This is a genomic window from Sphingobacterium sp. SGG-5, assembly GCF_011043525.1.
Lineage (GTDB): Bacteria > Bacteroidota > Bacteroidia > Sphingobacteriales > Sphingobacteriaceae > Sphingobacterium.
Window position 1 is genome coordinate 147,781 of the sequence record NZ_JAAKGO010000009.1, and the last position, 15,795, is coordinate 163,575.

General features: G+C 43.6%; 18 protein-coding genes. 2 read left to right on the top strand and 16 right to left on the bottom strand.

Features of this window, described 5'->3' with window-relative positions; all coding sequences use genetic code 11:
• Positions 1-2: 2 nt before the first annotated feature.
• The 4 genes from metI to nth all read right to left on the bottom strand — a co-directional run bounded on the left by metI (position 3) and on the right by nth (position 3,284).
• Positions 3-659 carry a methionine ABC transporter permease MetI gene (metI, locus tag G5B30_RS14590; protein ID WP_165320731.1) on the bottom strand — a complete coding sequence of 219 codons (657 nt, stop codon included), beginning with the start codon at positions 657-659 and terminating at the stop codon, positions 3-5.
• Between the two features lie 8 nt (positions 660-667).
• Positions 668-1,414, bottom strand: coding sequence for a methionine ABC transporter ATP-binding protein (locus G5B30_RS14595; RefSeq protein ID WP_165320732.1), 747 nt, complete (start codon positions 1,412-1,414; stop codon positions 668-670).
• Positions 1,415-1,528: 114 nt separating this feature from the next.
• On the bottom strand, positions 1,529-2,539 hold the full coding sequence (recA, locus tag G5B30_RS14600; protein WP_165320733.1) for a recombinase RecA: 1,011 nt from the start codon (positions 2,537-2,539) through the stop codon (positions 1,529-1,531).
• 67 nt (positions 2,540-2,606) lie between these two features.
• Positions 2,607-3,284 carry an endonuclease III gene (gene nth / locus G5B30_RS14605; protein WP_165320734.1) on the bottom strand — a complete coding sequence of 226 codons (678 nt, stop codon included), beginning with the start codon at positions 3,282-3,284 and terminating at the stop codon, positions 2,607-2,609.
• A gap of 97 nt (positions 3,285-3,381) precedes the next feature.
• On the opposite strand from nth, the gene G5B30_RS14610 reads away from it, so the two are divergent.
• Positions 3,382-3,606 carry a hypothetical protein gene (locus G5B30_RS14610; protein ID WP_165320735.1) on the top strand — a complete coding sequence of 75 codons (225 nt, stop codon included), beginning with the start codon at positions 3,382-3,384 and terminating at the stop codon, positions 3,604-3,606.
• A complete protein-coding gene (locus G5B30_RS14615) occupies positions 3,587-3,985 on the top strand; it encodes a type II toxin-antitoxin system VapC family toxin (protein WP_165320736.1) in 399 nt (132 codons plus the stop codon). Before G5B30_RS14610 ends, G5B30_RS14615 begins: the two co-directional genes overlap by 20 nt.
• 6 nt (positions 3,986-3,991) lie before the next feature.
• Here the strand turns inward: G5B30_RS14615 and G5B30_RS14620 are convergent, their stop codons facing one another.
• From G5B30_RS14620 to G5B30_RS17300, 12 genes are all read right to left on the bottom strand, one after another.
• Positions 3,992-5,485 (bottom strand): NADH-quinone oxidoreductase subunit N, encoded by a 1,494-nt coding sequence (locus tag G5B30_RS14620; RefSeq protein ID WP_165320737.1) that lies wholly within the window; start codon positions 5,483-5,485, stop codon positions 3,992-3,994.
• 3 nt (positions 5,486-5,488) lie between these two features.
• On the bottom strand, positions 5,489-7,090 hold the full coding sequence (locus G5B30_RS14625; RefSeq protein WP_165320738.1) for a NuoM family protein: 1,602 nt from the start codon (positions 7,088-7,090) through the stop codon (positions 5,489-5,491).
• Between the two features lies 1 nt (position 7,091).
• Positions 7,092-9,107, bottom strand: a complete 2,016-nt coding sequence (gene nuoL / locus G5B30_RS14630) for an NADH-quinone oxidoreductase subunit L (protein WP_165320739.1) — start codon at positions 9,105-9,107, stop codon at positions 7,092-7,094.
• Positions 9,108-9,413 (bottom strand): NADH-quinone oxidoreductase subunit NuoK, encoded by a 306-nt coding sequence (gene nuoK, locus G5B30_RS14635; RefSeq protein WP_165320740.1) that lies wholly within the window; start codon positions 9,411-9,413, stop codon positions 9,108-9,110.
• Positions 9,410-9,952, bottom strand: coding sequence for an NADH-quinone oxidoreductase subunit J (locus tag G5B30_RS14640; RefSeq protein WP_165320741.1), 543 nt, complete (start codon positions 9,950-9,952; stop codon positions 9,410-9,412). Before G5B30_RS14640 ends, nuoK begins: the two co-directional genes overlap by 4 nt.
• A gap of 3 nt (positions 9,953-9,955) precedes the next feature.
• On the bottom strand, positions 9,956-10,519 hold the full coding sequence (locus G5B30_RS14645) for a 4Fe-4S binding protein (RefSeq protein WP_165320742.1): 564 nt from the start codon (positions 10,517-10,519) through the stop codon (positions 9,956-9,958).
• Positions 10,520-10,523: 4 nt separating this feature from the next.
• Positions 10,524-11,597 carry an NADH-quinone oxidoreductase subunit NuoH gene (gene nuoH / locus G5B30_RS14650; protein ID WP_165320743.1) on the bottom strand — a complete coding sequence of 358 codons (1,074 nt, stop codon included), beginning with the start codon at positions 11,595-11,597 and terminating at the stop codon, positions 10,524-10,526.
• A 276-nt stretch (positions 11,598-11,873) separates the two neighbouring features.
• A complete protein-coding gene (locus G5B30_RS14655; protein WP_165320744.1) occupies positions 11,874-12,374 on the bottom strand; it encodes a peptidylprolyl isomerase in 501 nt (166 codons plus the stop codon).
• A gap of 10 nt (positions 12,375-12,384) precedes the next feature.
• Complete coding sequence (locus tag G5B30_RS14660; RefSeq protein ID WP_165320745.1) at positions 12,385-14,409, bottom strand: thioredoxin domain-containing protein; 2,025 nt, start codon at positions 14,407-14,409, stop codon at positions 12,385-12,387.
• A gap of 32 nt (positions 14,410-14,441) precedes the next feature.
• Positions 14,442-14,963: a hypothetical protein gene (locus G5B30_RS14665; protein WP_165320746.1), complete on the bottom strand. Its 522-nt coding sequence runs from the start codon at positions 14,961-14,963 to the stop codon at positions 14,442-14,444.
• A gap of 49 nt (positions 14,964-15,012) precedes the next feature.
• Positions 15,013-15,231, bottom strand: a complete 219-nt coding sequence (locus G5B30_RS14670) for a DUF2683 family protein (RefSeq protein WP_165320747.1) — start codon at positions 15,229-15,231, stop codon at positions 15,013-15,015.
• 227 nt (positions 15,232-15,458) lie between these two features.
• Positions 15,459-15,795, bottom strand: a 337-nt coding sequence (locus G5B30_RS17300) for a hypothetical protein (protein ID WP_206367144.1), incomplete at its 5' end; no start/stop codon positions are given.

Here is a 15,795-nt window from a genome sequence, read left to right on the forward strand (position 1 = left end):
TGTTATTTACGATGGTCCACATATTTTGAGATTTTATCACCGATAAACTGTATGCCGAAGACCGTACCAATTAAGAGGATAAGAACGGTATTCATGATGAGTGCGTCATAACCGATATAACCATATTGGTAGCCGATATGACCAAGCCCACCTGCTCCCACGGCACCTCCCATAGCGGAATACCCCACCAAGGTAATAAGAGTTAACGATGCATTGTTGATTAAGGATGGAAGGGCTTCGGGAATAAGCACTTTCCGAATAATTTGTAAGGTTGTAGCCCCCATGGATCGAGCAGCTTCAATCACGCCATAAGGGATTTCCAATAAGCTGTTTTCGACAAGGCGTGCGACGAAGGGAGCAGCGCCGACACTCAATGGAACGATCGCTGCGGCGGTACCGATGGAAGTTCCGACAACCATACGTGTGAACGGGATCATCCATACGATGAGTATGATAAAAGGTATAGAGCGAAAGATATTAACAAAAAAAGCCAGTATGCGGTTTAGTGTTGTGTTATGAAGCAATTGGCGTTCTCGGGAAATAAAAAGAAGGATGCCGAGCGGTAAGCCTAACACGAAACTAAAGAAGCCCGAAGTAAAGGTCATAAATAAGGTCTCCCAGGTGCCATTTGCTAAAAGCCAAAAGGTATATTCGGACATACGATAGATTATTCGGTAAATAGTGATGGATTTAACAATTCTTTTGTTACGGGCATTGTCGGATGTAGAAATAACTGTTCGACCGTATTCTGCTCGATAATTTCGCCATCCGATATGACTGCCACTTTATGACAAATAGATTTGACGACTTCCATTTCATGGGTAATCAATACGATCGTAATATCCAGCTCTTGGTTGATTTTTTTTAATAGGGACAGGATCGACCGGGTTGTTTGCGGGTCTAAAGCGCTTGTGGCTTCATCACACAGGAGAATTTCCGGGTCCGAAGCTAATGCACGGGCTATCGCAACCCGTTGTTTTTGACCACCCGATAGCTGGGAAGGATAGGCTTCTTTCTTGTCCGTCAGATCGACGAGGGTAAGGAGTCTATTGATCTTGGTATGTAGATGAGCCTTGTCCATTTTACTTAACCGTAATGGGAAAGCAATGTTTTCAAAGACGGTAGCGGAGGATAACAGATTAAACTGTTGAAAAATCATCCCCATCTTTCGTCGGTAGGTTATCAGCTGCTTATCGTTAAATGTGGTGATATCCGTGCCGTCAAGATATACCGCTCCGGATGTAGGCCTTTCCAATAAATTGATCGTCCGTATTAACGTACTTTTCCCAGATCCCGAATAACCGATTATCCCAAAGATATTTCCCTTGTCGATAGTTAAATCTATTCCTTTCAGGGCATGGACTTTCTTCCCTTTTTTTTCAAAAACCTTATGTACTTGTTCTAGTCGTATCATGCGATCGATATGCCTTGCCTCGACAAAGATAATGGCTTTTTTGGAAACAATAAAAAAAGGCCATTCTATTTAAGAACGGCCTTTTCACAGCATGTTGATATGGAAAAACAAAAATTATATGTCTTGCTCCAGGGATTCTCCCGTGACTTCAGCACGGATCTTTGCTTCCAATTCGTCCATGAGATCGGGATTGTCCAGCAGAAGATTTTTCACAGCATCCCGCCCCTGACCAAGCTTGGTATCTCCATAGCTAAACCATGACCCCGATTTCTTGACGATATTATATTCTACCCCTAAGTCAATAATCTCACCTACTTTGGATATACCTTCACCAAACATAATATCAAACTCGGCAATACGGAAAGGAGGAGCTACTTTATTTTTCACTACTTTTACTTTTACACGGTTGCCCGATACCTCGTCCGAGTCTTTGATCTGAGATGTGCGACGGATATCCAAACGTACCGAAGAATAGAATTTTAAGGCATTACCTCCTGTCGTTGTTTCAGGGTTACCGAACATTACACCGATTTTTTCGCGCAGCTGATTGATGAAAATACAGCAGCAATTTGTTTTCGAAATGGTACCGGTTAATTTACGTAGCGCTTGAGACATCAGACGTGCTTGTAGGCCCATTTTAGAATCACCCATTTCACCTTCAATTTCGCCTTTAGGTACCAAGGCTGCCACGGAGTCGATGACAATAACGTCTATAGCTCCTGAACGTATAAGATTGTCGGCAATTTCTAACGCTTGCTCGCCATTGTCGGGTTGGGAAATAAGTAGATTTTCGACATCTACACCCAGTTTCTGGGCATAATATTTATCAAAGGCGTGCTCGGCATCGATAATGGCCGCTATACCTCCTTTTTTCTGTGCCTCGGCCACGATATGTGTTGCCAGCGTAGTCTTTCCGGATGATTCAGGACCGTAGATTTCAACAATACGACCTTTGGGTACACCGCCTATACCTAACGCAATGTCCAATCCCAAGGATCCTGTGGATATCGCTTCGATAGGCTCTACAGCCGTGTCCCCTAATTTCATAATGGCACCTTTGCCGTATGATTTTTCCAGTTTATCTAATGTAAGCTGTAGCGCTTTGAGTTTGTCTGTGTTGCTCATATATTTAGTATTGTTGAGTCAAAAATAAAATTATTTATTTTAATTACAAAATAATATGCTAAAAAAATTAGTCGTTAGGGTTTGTGGCCGGCTGTATCGCTGTGGCTTTATAATTCTTTTCAAAATATTTACAGAAATAGGTGATTGGACATAGCTCACATTTTGGTCTTCGGGCCACGCAGATGTAGCGCCCATGTAAGATCAACCAATGGTGGGCCACAGCTATGGTCTCCTCGGGCAGATATTTTATCAATTGCTTTTCCACAGCGAGGGGAGTCGTGGCATTGCTCGTTAACCCGAGACGATTGCTCACCCGGAAAACATGGGTGTCGACCGCCATTGCGGGACGATGATATACAACGGAAGAAATCACATTGGCGGTCTTTCTCCCTACGCCGGGTAGTTTGATGAGATCTTCAATTTTTTCGGGTACGACGCCCTGAAAGTCACCTATTAACTTTTGGGCCATACCGACCAAATGCTTGGATTTATTGTTGGGATAGCTTACTGATCGTATATAGGTGAAGACCTCCTCGGGATTGCTTGCGGCCAATGTTTCGGCATCCGGAAAGCGTTCGAAGAGTGCCGGTGTGACCTGATTAATACGCTTATCCGTACATTGGGCAGAGAGTATGACAGCAACCAGCAACTCGTAAGGATTGCTATAATGCAGTTCGGTCTGCGCGTCAGGATTGTGTGTGGAGAAGTACTCGACAAAGGCTTTGTACCGATCTTTTTTTAACATGTCTAAAGATACGAATTTTGAAAGAAGCTCTATATAGAGGACAAGCGATATGTTAAAAATATTTCGTAACTTCGATTTAAATAATAGGAGGTTTACTATGAAGACTGTATTGTTGGAGGTAAATAGCAGAGAGGCGTATAGGTTACTTAAAAACTTGGAAGAATTAAAACTCGTACGCATCTTGAAGAATCTCAATAAAACTGAAGAGACAAAATATTCCATATATGATTTTGTTGGTGTGCTGTCGAAGGAAGAAGCTGTCGAAATGCAAAATGCTATAACAGAAAGTTGCGAAGTGATAGATGAAGACGACTGGAAGTAATTATCTGTTAGATACAAATATTGTTATCGAGGTTTTTTCGGGTAATCGAGATATTGCTGATAAATTACATCAACTAGACACCTTTTTTATATCAGCAACAATACTTGGAGAGTTGCATGTTGGAATTAATAGAGTCGTTAACCGGACTAAACATTTAAAAAAGCTTATAAATTTCCTGACCTTGTGCGACGTAGCATTAGTTGACACCCGTACTTCAGAGATATTTGGTGAGGTATCTGCACAATTATATAAAAAGGGAAAGCCTATCCCTTCAAATGATGTATGGATATCGGCAACTGCACTTCAGTATGATTTTACTCTTGTTACACGAGATAAGCATTTTAGTGAAGTGGAGAAATTAAAAGTAGAGATGTGGTGATCTTAACTACCTCAAAAATTCCAATACTATATTTGGAAACAGTCCCAACACCAACAATAAAACAGTTATTCCTATCCCTAATAAAGCTGCAAGGCGATTGTTTAGCGGCGTAACAGGAGACTCGTCATCACCCTTCCTGAGAAAGGAAAATAGTGGAATTTTGAAGTAATAAAATAAGGATATGACTGATGTCAGCGTGCCAATAATAAGGAGCAGCACAAACAAAATATCTTTACTGCTTTGGTATACTTCAAACACAGCCGTGAATACCAACAGTTTTCCGATGAATCCTGCAGTCGGAGGGAGGCCGACCAAGGAAATGCCCACAATGGTAAAACAGGTGAAAAGTAAGGGGAATTTTTTGCCTAACCCAGTGTAATCGGATAGTTCTACACTACCCGTTGTACATTCTATGGCATCGATGAATGCAAATGTAGCCAAATTCATCAAGGTATAAACCGTGAGGTAAAACAACAAGACCTCTTGGTTATTATTCGAGATCGCAAGTATTGTCATCAATAGAAAACCGGTATGCCCTATAGAGGAGTAGGCCATCATGCGCTTGATGTTTTGTTGGCGCAAAGCGATGAGATTGCCAACCAACATGGTGACGATGGCGACGACAACCAAGAATAGGTAAGTCACTTCGCTGAAATAGAAAGGTGTAGGCAACCAAGCATGGACTAACCGGCTGAACAATACAATGGCCCCGATTTTGGGTATGGTAGACAGAAATGCTGTAATAGGTGTCGGGGCGCCCTCGTATACATCTGGTGTCCACAGGTGGAAAGGGACAAACCCCAACTTGAATCCAATACCTGTAAAAATAAAGAGTATCGCGACCGTACATAGTGCTACAGGCGCTGCCATTAACCCTTGCAGATGTGCAGCAGCTGTAAAATCCAGATTTCCCGTGAAGCCGTAGATTAGGGACAGACCGTATAACATTGTTGCTGCCGATACGGAACCGAAAAGTACGTATTTCATCGCAGCTTCGGATTGTCTTTTATGTTCAGAGAAGTAACCCACCAATACGTACGAACTAATAGATACGGTTTCTATGGCAATAAAAGCAATGAGCCAATTGCTTGTGGCCGTGAGCAAATGTAATCCCAGACCGGCAGCCAGAAGGATACTATATACCTCGCCAAGGGGTCTTCGGGTAGGCTTTTCGCTGAAATGCTGCCGGATGAGTACACCCGTTACCAATAGGGCAAAAAGTAGAAGCATACGTGCATATACCGAGAAGCTGTCGATGATGAGCATGTCGAAAAAACCTCGGTCGGGTTGACCAAGTTGCTGACACAGGAGCGGAAACGAGATAAGCAGGCCGCCTATATAGATCATAAAGGAGGATTGTTTCCAGTGCTTATCGATGAATAACGTGGCGCACACAACAGCCAAAAAGGCTCCTATTAATGCGAGCTCGGGTTTGAACAGGGGGACAGACTGTATGACCTGATCGAGCGTTTGCGGTAAGTTTGCTACAAAATCATGCATAGACTATAGCTGTTCAGTGATTAATGTAACCAAATTCAGTACAGAGGCATTGAGTTTGTCGAACACCAGAAAAGGCATCGTGCCCAAAAGGAGTGCGAGGGCCAGTGCTGGGAATAAGATAACCTGTTCCCGAACAGTGAGATCTTTCAATGCTTTAAACCATTCTTCGCTACCTTTGAGACGTGTCTTGCCAAAAAACATACGTTGCAACGTCCACAAAAAGTAGACTGCGCTTAACAAGATCCCGAGCGAACCAGCGATAGCCATCCATCGGGGAATACCCGTCCCGACACTCTCGGCGTTGAATGTTCCAATGATGACAAAAGCTTCGCCAATGAAAGCCGAAAAGCCGGGTAACCCGAGCGAGGCAAAAAAAGCGATCGCCACATAACCGGTATACTTGGGCATAATATTGGCTAACCCTCTGAAATGGTAGATATACCGATCGTGCACCCGATCGTATATGACACCCACAAGAAAGAATAGCGAGGCGGAAAGGAAACCATGACTGATCATCTGGAACATGGCACCCGAAACACCTTCAGCCGTTAACGACGCCAGACCCAACAGTACAAAGCCCATATGGGATACCGAAGAGTAGGCGATGGTACGTTTAAAATCTTTTTGTGCCAATGCATTCAGTGCGCCATATAAGATAGATATCACACCGATGAGGCCCAGCCACCAATTGGCACTTGCCGATGCATCCGGGAAAATACTCATACACACCCGAATGATTCCATAGCCTCCTATCTTCAACAGAATACCGGCCAGGATGATGGATACAGGCGTCGGTGCTTCGACGTGCGCGTCAGGTAGCCAGGTATGTAGCGGTACAATGGGTATCTTGATCGCAAATGCAATGAAGAGTACAATAAAGCCCAGCATCCGTGCGGGAATACCCCAAACGGCATTGCTACTGCCGTAGGCGAAAAATGAGCCGTCAATATAGTTACCCGGATTCATCATGTACAGCATGTTGAACGTGTGTGCGCCGGTTTCGGGATTGGTCACCGAAAAATAGAGACCGACAATAATCAGAAGCATGAAAACCGACCCAAATAAGGTGTAGATGAAGAATTTAATCGCTGCATATTCCCGGTTTACTCCGCCCCAGATACCAATAAGAAAGTATAAAGGGAATAGCATTACTTCGTAAAAAATGTAGAATAAAAAGAAATCTAATGCCGAGAATATGCCCATTACCGCCATGTTCAACAACATCAGTAAGGCGAAATAACCTTTGGCTTTCCGCTGCATATTCCAGGATGCACCGACGGCCATCAGCATGACAAGGCTGCTTAGCAAAAGTAAGGGCAACGAGATACCATCAGCCCCTATCAGATAATCGATTTCAAGCTGCCCTAATCCACCAAGATCCAAACGTATCCAGGATAGCTGTTCGACGAAACGATAACCCGATAGTTGATTAATACCTGTTGCACTGCCGTCAAACTGACTGTACATATAGCCCGCTAATAAAAACTGGAACAAGGTAAAACCTAATGCAATATACTTAAAGGTACCTTGCAGCGTTTTTGGCAACAATACGATCAGGAGTAATGCAGCCAATGGTAAAAATATGAGTAGAGAGAGTAATCCCATCTTATCTAAATATCAAATAAACTATTCCAATTAAAATTATCGTAAAGGCAAACCCAAAATAATTTTGAATGCGCCCGTTTTGAACCCACCGCAACAAGTGTCCTATATAGTAGGTTGTGTCGGCTACCGTATTGACAAGTCCATCTACGATATGCTTGTCTACCCAATAGATGGCTCGCGATAAGCTCTTTACCACATGGGCGGTGCCGTGTACGATCAATCCATCCAACACATGCTTGTCGCACCATTGGCTCGCCCGACCTAATGCCAATGTGCCATTTACGAATGTTTTCTTATACAATTCGTCTAAGCCAAACTGTTCGCCTCCACGTGTAATCCATAGGCTGTTTGCCTGAAGGGGATATTTTCCCTTTACGTACCATTTCCAGGCCAATATCCAGCTACATAAAGCTCCCACAGTTAACACTATAGGGATAACCAGATGTAAACTATGTATTTCTTCAAAGGCATATCGCACCGAAAAACCGGTCAGGATTTCCGCCTGATGATAAGAAAGGGGATTCAGGGAGAAAGCAAAGAAAAGCGAGCCTAAACCTAAAAAGATCATAGGCACTAACATCGTTTGGGGTGCTTCACGGATATGAGGAGCCTGTTGGTCTATCTGCGGAATACGGATCGGACCAAAGAAAGCTTTAAAGATCAAACGTCCGATATAAAATGCCGTCAATATACTGACGATAACGAGGATGATAGGAATTACTATATATCCCGGTCCGTGTTGGGCAGCCCATTCAAAAGCTGCAATGATGATAGCATCTTTGGACAGGTACCCCGAAGTCAATGGAAAACCGGCAAGGGCTAATGAAGCGATACTCATCAGTACGAAAGTTTTCGGCATGTACTGCCGTAAGCCGCCCATGTGGCGTAAATCCTGTGGGTCAAAATCCAATTTCGTATGTTCCTTGTGGTGCACCATTTCATGAATGACAGCACCTGCGCATAGGAAGAGCAAACATTTGAAAAAAGCATGCGTTGCCAAATGAAACATGGCCGCATCCCATACGCCGATACCTACTGCCGCTATCATATAGCCGAGTTGCGATATGGTGGAAAAAGCCAGTACTTTCTTGATATCATATTGGCACAAGGCAAAATAGGCAGCAGACAAGGCAGTGATCGTACCCACAATCGCCATGAGCAGCAGGACGTTTGCGTTAAATAATGGAAATATGCTGGCCATCAGGAATACGCCCGCGGCAACCATGGTCGCCGCATGGATCAACGATGATACGGAAGTCGGCCCCTCCATGGCATCAGGTAACCATACATGTAGTGGAAACTGTGCTGACTTAGCCATAGCGCCCAGGAAGAAGCATATACCTGCAAGTGTAATAAGCCCTGTATCTTTATATAGTCCTGCGGCAAAAACGCCTTCGTTGCCAAAAAGATCAACCAGATCCAGGGTGCTAAACAAACTGAAAAGAATAGCTATGCCGATTAAGAAGCCGATATCGCCGATGCGGTTGACGATAAAAGCCTTTTTGTTGGCAGCGACAGCTGCCTCTTTGGTAAACCAAAAGCCGATAAGCAGATACGAGGCAATCCCGACCAGTTCCCAAAAGACGTACATCATAAACAGATTCTTGGACACCGTCAGCCCCAACATAGCGAAGCAGAATAAACTCAGGTACATCCAATAGCGATGTATGCCCGGATCACCTTTCATATACGCTTTTGAATAGATATGGACCGGTAGTGCAATAATGCAGACGATAAACTGCATCAAGGCGCTCAGGTTGTTGAGGAGTATACCGAGTGTAAAGACACTGTCCCCAATGGTAAACCAATGTACGGTTGCCGTAACCGGAGCTTCCTGCCAAACCTGGGGAAGGACGAACAGTCCACTGATGAGGGTGGACAAAGCTATGGAAACCAAGGCAAACAGCCCCGAAGTTGATTTCTTTCCCCGAATAGCTTGAAGGAGAAATGCCAAGAGCGGAAGTCCAACGACTACGATGCTGGCATAGATGGGTGATATGTAGGGTAATCCACTCATTTAATCGCGTAGATCGGTTATATGATCTGGGTTGATTGTTTTATAATGCCGATAGACGTTTAGGATGATCGCGAGTCCAACAGCAACAGCTGCAGCGGCCAATACAATGGCAAATAAGGCAAATATCTGACCACCATAATGCAGCTTATCATATTTTCCGAAAGCGACAAAGTTCAGAATCGCGGCATTGATCATCAATTCTATACCCACCAGTATCATAATCGCATTTCTTTTCGCCAGAATGGCATATAAACCGATACAAAAGATACAGGCGCTTACGACAAGAAAATGGGTCAATGTAATCATTCGTCGCCCTCCTTTCGTGAAAGCTGGGACGCACCGATAAGTGCCATCAACAGGAAGATGGAAATCACTTCAAAAGGCAGGATGTAATAGGTCATGAACTTCACCCCCAGCTGACTGATATTGTTGTCTGTGGGTTGTATCACTTGGTTCATCTTGATATTCTGCATGATCCACTCTGGCGTTTGCTGTTGCCACGCTATAATACCGTAGGTCATCAACGCCAAAAAGGCGATAGACAACAATAGAGACTGTATATTAGGCATGGCAATAAATCGCGAGGATGTCGATTGAAGATCTTTGAGCAGTTCTTTATTGGACAGCATAAATGCAAATATCATCAAGATGAGGACACCACCGACATAGACCAATATCTGTGTGATAGCGACAAAATCTGCCAGAGCAAACAAGAAAAGTCCTGCCATAGCAAATAAGGTCACGAAGAAAAGGAATAGCGCACGTGCTGTGTTTTTTAAGCTGACGACCAATAATGCCGATGAAATAGCTAGGGCCGCGAAAGCATAAAATAAAAGTTCCTCCATCTGTTATTTCTTTTTGGCTGCCTCCTTCTCAGCTTGAAAGCGAGTCCATTCTTCTTTGCGTTGCGCAATTTCTTCATCCGTCATGTCCGCAAATCCATATATCAGATCGGTCAATTTGGTGGTGCTGCGGTCATATTGATCGGTCATGGTGATACATTCCGTAGGACATACGACCGTACATAATCCACAGTACATACATTTGGCCATGTCAATGTCGAATTGAGCAGCATACAGCCGTTTGACACTACCGTCGGAAGTTTTGCCGATCGCTTCGGGTGATTTGACGGCTTCGATCGTGATACAATCGACCGGGCAAGCCTTGGCACAGAGATCGCAGACGATACAATCATCAATTTCGACGTCCAGCTGATAGCGTGCAACTTCCGGGATCGGCATTTTTTCTTTTGGAAACTGCACGGTAGTAACGCCTTCCTTTTGATCGAAATAGGCATCTTGACGAATATCAACCACCTCACGCTTTTGCCTTGCGGCAAAAAGGTGCCTGATCGTTAAAAGTAATCCTTTTACCGCCGTTGTAAATCCCTGTATCGTCGTTTTTAGTATCATAACCTCATACCATCACTAAAATTCGCCATAATCCCGATATTGCCATACAGACAAAAGCAATGGGTATCATGATTTTCCAGCACAAGTTCATCAGTTGATCTGCCCGAAAACGAGGTAAAGTCCACCGTATCCACATTTGTATCCCTACGATTGTCAATGATTTGACAAATGTCCAAAAAATGCCCCAATAGATTCCTGTCGTCCAGTCGGCTAATTTAAGCCCACCGATGTTAGGCAAGGGTGTGTTCCAACCGCCCAGAAAAATAACCACCCCCAGCATGGCGACTAAAAACATCATCGCATATTCCGCCAGAAAGATGAATGCAAACCGTATGCCGCCATATTCGGTGTGAAAACCACCGATGAGCTCACTCTCCGCCTCGGGAATATCGAACGGAGCACGGTTACATTCTGCCAATGTGGCGATGAAAAAGATTGCATACACCACCAAAAGATGTGGAGTTTGAAAAATATTCCAAGCCAGTATACCTCCTATATCCGTAACATTCCATATACCGAGGAAATAGATATCTTCATTCGCCCAGATACCTTGATTGAAGGCAATATCATTCAGATTCAAGGTCTGGGTAATCATGACAGCGGAGATAAGAGCAAGACCCACAGGTATTTCATAGGATACCATTTGCGCAATAGCACGGATAGATCCCAAGAGCGAATATTTATTGTTGGAGCCCCATCCGGCCATTAATATGCCGATTGCATCAATAGCGACTACGGCCATAATAAAGAACAAACCTGTGTTGGTGTTTGCCGGTAGTACATCCGGGCCCCAAGGCATAACGGAAAAGCCGATGAAGACAGCAATAAAAATAATGATAGGGGCAAGGGCAAATAGAATTTTATCGGCTACGCTGGGTGTAATAAATTCCTTTTGGATAAGCTTGAGGATGTCAGCTACGGTCTGCAAAAGACCATATTTGCCGGTTTCCATCGGACCTAACCGGTCTTGCACAAAGCCCGCGATCTTTCGTTCCGCATAGACGGCAAATAACGTAAATAAGGCGATAAAGCCAAATATGACGATAGGTACGATTATATGAATTATTAATTCTCCCAATGCCTACTTTAGATCAATTCTTAATTACCTGCAAACATAAGCAAAACATAGGAAAAAGAACTACATTTTTTTTAAAATATACTAAGTTGGTAGATTTTTTTTATTTTGTTAAATAAATGTTAAAGTGTAGGTTGTTGACGAAGAATTGGCGCAGTATTTGTGTTGTCTTTACCAAAGAATAGATAAAGAATTAAAGACTTCATAATTTCATATTTAGGTTAATAATTGGTTTGGTTAAAATCCTGGAGCTCCCCGCTTCAGGATTTTTTTTGTTCCTTAATGACCTTCAGTACCGTCCTCACCGTGTGAATGACCATGTGCCAATTCTTCGTCGGTTGCCGGACGTACAGCAAGAATTTCAATATCGAAGTTTAATGTTTTACCTGCCATAGGATGGTTCAGGTCCGCTACCACGGCTTCCGGAGTGACTTCCATAACTACTGCGCGAAACTGATTGCCTTGATTATCCTGTAAGGGTAATATCTCGCCAACCGGAGGTAGGCCACTTTCCTGAAACATATCGGCGGGCAATTGCGCAATCGCGCGGTCATCCCGTTCGCCATAGGCATCGACAGCAGCAAGTTGGAAGGAAGTTTTATCTCCTACTAAGAGTCCGCCTATGTTTTCTTCAAATTTCGGAAGCATCATGCCTACTCCATATAAGAAGGTCAGTGGGTTTTCAGTTGTGGTCTGTTCTACAAACGTTTTTTCACCATTGTCTTCAATTGTATGAAGCGTGTAATTCAATGTTACTACGTTGTTGTTTTCTATTGCCATTTTGAGTTGTTTATGAAGGGATACGCCCTTCGTTTTGATTAATTAATTCAATGAGTTGTGCAATCGACGTTTGTGGAAGACTACAAGTTTTATGGCGACAAAGGTATGCTTTTGAATCAAAACCTTGTCTATTTATTAACAATGGAAGGGTACTTTTTGTTCCTCCTAAGGTAATTTTGTTAGGAATATAACAGGATCTATCCAATTCTTCGCGCCAGGAAACAGCTTGCTCGCCCGTTAGCGCGATCTCATTTACACCAAAGTGATGTTCCAACAGTTGTATCGCCCAGTTCGAATAGGCCGATCCATAGCTTTTGATATGTGGAAAGACATTGGCGAATACTTGATCTGCTATATAAGTGAATGTAGGCTCGTCATACAACACACCTAATTTATACAACTGTCGTACCATGGTGGATGATGAGGATGGAATCACATTGTCCATGATTTCACTTTTACGGGCTATCAGTTTCTCGGTATTGTCAGCTGTATAATAAAAGACTTGGTTTTCTGTATCGTAGAAAAGATCGATAGCCCTTTCGGCAAGTTCCTTTGCCCGGGTTAGCCATTTTTCGTCGAATGTGGCTTCATAGAGCGCCGTGAAAGCTTCTATCGTAAAGGCATAGTCATCCAAAAATGCCGGAATCCGACGATTAAGGTCAGCTGGTTGATGTAAGAGTTGGCCCTTGTGCTGGCAGATCTCCTCAAGAAAAGAAGCAATGCCCAAAGCGGAAGATAGATACGCTTGCTTGCTAAATACGCGATAAGCATCTATCAGGCCTTTTAACAATAACGCATTCCAGGTCGTAAGTTGCTTATTATCCAATCCCGGACGAATGCGTTTGGCGCGGTAGTTTAACAGTTTGGTTTTGATTTCACCGAGGTAAGCGGCCCATTCTGCAGCAGAAAATCCGGCTTCCGTGGGTATGTTGTCATTTTCCCCGTTGACAAAGGGTATATTCGTCTGTTCGTCCTCCCAATTGCCTCGCGCTGTAATATTAAAATATTGACGTGCGAGCTCCGCGTCTTCGCCGAGTATATCAAATTCATCATAGTCAAAGGTGTAGAATTTTCCTTCCACGCCCTCACTATCTGCATCAAGGGCGGCATAAAAGCCCCCATTCGGATCTTTCATTTCCCGTTCAAGCCATGAGATCGTTTCTTCTACTACCCGTTGATACTGTGGTGTTGGCTTTTCTTGGTATGCCTCGCTATACAGGCTGATCAACTGCGCATTGTCGTACAGCATTTTTTCAAAATGCGGTACCAGCCATTGTCCGTCTACCGAATAACGTGCAAACCCGCCGCCGATCTGATCGTAAATGCCGCCATTGGCAATCTTTTCTAAAGTGAAATGCACATGTTGCAGAATTTCTTCGTCTTTTGTTAAAGTACCGTATCGTAAAAAAAACAACCAATTGTTAGGTAGTGGAAATTTGGGCGCTCTTCTATATCCGCCATCTTGTGTGTCAAATTGCGCTTTCCATGGCTGTACAATGGCCTCGATGTCAGCTAATGTATATTGTTCGGGAATGTCGACAAGGGGTAAACGTTCGGCTTGATGAATACCGGATATCAGCCGTTCTGCATAGTCGATGGCGGTATCTGGCGTTTCTTCCCACATCTGGGCGATTTGTAAAAGCACATTTTGCCAATCCTGCGGTCTGAAGTAAGTCCCTCCGTAGATGGGGCGTCCATCAGGTAGGCAGATGACATTCAGTGGCCATCCCCCCGCATTCGTCATCAGCTGTACAGCGATCATATAAATCTGATCGATGTCCGGACGTTCTTCACGATCCACTTTTATCGAGACAAAGAGTTTGTTCATCGTCTGTGCGATGGTTTCGTTCTCAAAACTCTCGCGTTCCATGACATGACACCAGTGACAAGCCGAGTACCCGATACTGACGATGATAAGCTTGTTTTCCTGTTTTGCTTTTGTCAGTGCTTCCTCGCCCCAAGGCATCCAATGCACAGGATTGTGTGCATGTTGTTGTAGATAAGGGGAGGTTTCGTTTTGCAGTTTATTCGCCATATCTTTACGAAGGTACAAAAAATCAGGAAAACCTATTCTGTGACAGTTATGGTGAGGGCTTCGCCGTTCATCACACCGCTGATATTTTCTCCGTTATATTGTAGGGTGTAAGTTCCCACTTCAATACGATAGCTTTTTTTGAGGTCAAAGGTGACACTTTCTTTTTGATCCGGTGCTATGATGTGATAGGTGTCTGCAGGTGGGGGCATTACACGCTTAACCATTGGACCTATATAATCCACTCCATTTCCAGCGCTGTCCTTGATCGTTAAAAACTTACTTATCGAACCTTCAAAAGGTGTATGATAGGTCGTAAATCTCAAAGTGTCCTGTGTTGGGTTATTCACGGTAAAGCGAATCAGTACACTATCCTGTAAACTCGGCGTCGCTTCAACACTTTCCAGCGTCGCATATAAGGCCGTGTCTTCGGATAGATTTCCTATGTTTTCCTTAGTTTCACTCGCAGCAGATCCGTTGGAACGTCGTTGCTGGCATTGTACAGTTAGCCCAATAACCGCGACCAACAATGCTGTGTTGATGATATACTTCTTCATGTTTGTTTTTTTTACTACACTAAAGTCAATAATTGTACCAGTGCGTTGCTTATAATGACTCAAGAAAAGAATGAAGTTGTTCTTTTGTGACTTTGGTCGTCTTGCCTTCTTTCACTTCTTGCTTTGCTTCATCAATTTGTGTGAAAAATTCTTCCTGACTCATCTTGGTCTCGTCGTCTTTGATTTTAAAGTGAATTTTCATTTCTTTTAAAAATGCCTGTATAATAGACGATTGATTCTTATTTTTTGGAATAATAATATTGTCCATAACAATCCTTTTTATAAAAATACGTTTTTTCGTTGAATTATAAAGTTAAGATAAAATGCAAACGGGGTTGTATAGAATCTTTACAAAAAGCTCTTGATTAACACTTAAATAAGGCATAGAAGTGATCGATTCCGTTGTGGAGACAATTGGTTGCGCTTCGCAAGTGGTTGGTTCCGAACGGGAAACAACGGTCTCCGATCCTTAACCGATTGGTTGCGCTTCGCAAATTAAAGGTTGCGCCCTGCGAATGATTGGTTCCGAATGGGAGGCAACGGTTTGCGATCCTTAATCGATTGCCTAAGCCCCGCAAGCGAAAGGTTGCGCTTCGCAAGTGATTGCTTCCGAGCCGGAGGCAACGGTTTCCAAACCTTAACCGATTGCTTAAGCCTCACAAGTGATTGCTTCCGTGCCGGAAGTAATTGGTTCCGGTCCTTAATCGATTGCCTAAGCCTCGCAAATGATTGCTTCCGTGCCGGAAGTAATTGGTTCCAGTCCTTAACCGATTGCCTAAATCTCGCAAGCGATTGGTTCCGGATGGGAAGCAACGGTTTCCGAAGCGTAAAT

Bases quoted from the DNA above. Each gene is read 5' to 3' on its own strand.
- G5B30_RS14595 (WP_165320732.1), bottom strand. From the start codon at position 1,414: ATGATACGACTAGAACAAGTACATAAGGTTTTTGAAAAAAAAGGGAAG.
- metI (WP_165320731.1), bottom strand. From the start codon at position 659: ATGTCCGAATATACCTTTTGGCTTTTAGCAAATGGCACCTGGGAGACC.
- G5B30_RS14670 (WP_165320747.1), bottom strand. From the start codon at position 15,231: ATGGACAATATTATTATTCCAAAAAATAAGAATCAATCGTCTATTATA.
- G5B30_RS14625 (WP_165320738.1), bottom strand. From the start codon at position 7,090: ATGGGATTACTCTCTCTACTCATATTTTTACCATTGGCTGCATTACTC.
- nuoK (WP_165320740.1), bottom strand. From the start codon at position 9,413: ATGATTACATTGACCCATTTTCTTGTCGTAAGCGCCTGTATCTTTTGT.
- G5B30_RS14660 (WP_165320745.1), bottom strand. From the start codon at position 14,409: ATGGCGAATAAACTGCAAAACGAAACCTCCCCTTATCTACAACAACAT.
- G5B30_RS14610 (WP_165320735.1), top strand. From the start codon at position 3,382: ATGAAGACTGTATTGTTGGAGGTAAATAGCAGAGAGGCGTATAGGTTA.
- G5B30_RS14640 (WP_165320741.1), bottom strand. From the start codon at position 9,952: ATGGAGGAACTTTTATTTTATGCTTTCGCGGCCCTAGCTATTTCATCG.
- G5B30_RS14620 (WP_165320737.1), bottom strand. From the start codon at position 5,485: ATGCATGATTTTGTAGCAAACTTACCGCAAACGCTCGATCAGGTCATA.
- recA (WP_165320733.1), bottom strand. From the start codon at position 2,539: ATGAGCAACACAGACAAACTCAAAGCGCTACAGCTTACATTAGATAAA.
- nuoL (WP_165320739.1), bottom strand. From the start codon at position 9,107: ATGAGTGGATTACCCTACATATCACCCATCTATGCCAGCATCGTAGTC.
- G5B30_RS14615 (WP_165320736.1), top strand. From the start codon at position 3,587: ATGAAGACGACTGGAAGTAATTATCTGTTAGATACAAATATTGTTATC.
- nth (WP_165320734.1), bottom strand. From the start codon at position 3,284: ATGTTAAAAAAAGATCGGTACAAAGCCTTTGTCGAGTACTTCTCCACA.
- G5B30_RS14655 (WP_165320744.1), bottom strand. From the start codon at position 12,374: ATGGCAATAGAAAACAACAACGTAGTAACATTGAATTACACGCTTCAT.
- G5B30_RS14665 (WP_165320746.1), bottom strand. From the start codon at position 14,963: ATGAAGAAGTATATCATCAACACAGCATTGTTGGTCGCGGTTATTGGG.
- G5B30_RS14645 (WP_165320742.1), bottom strand. From the start codon at position 10,519: ATGATACTAAAAACGACGATACAGGGATTTACAACGGCGGTAAAAGGA.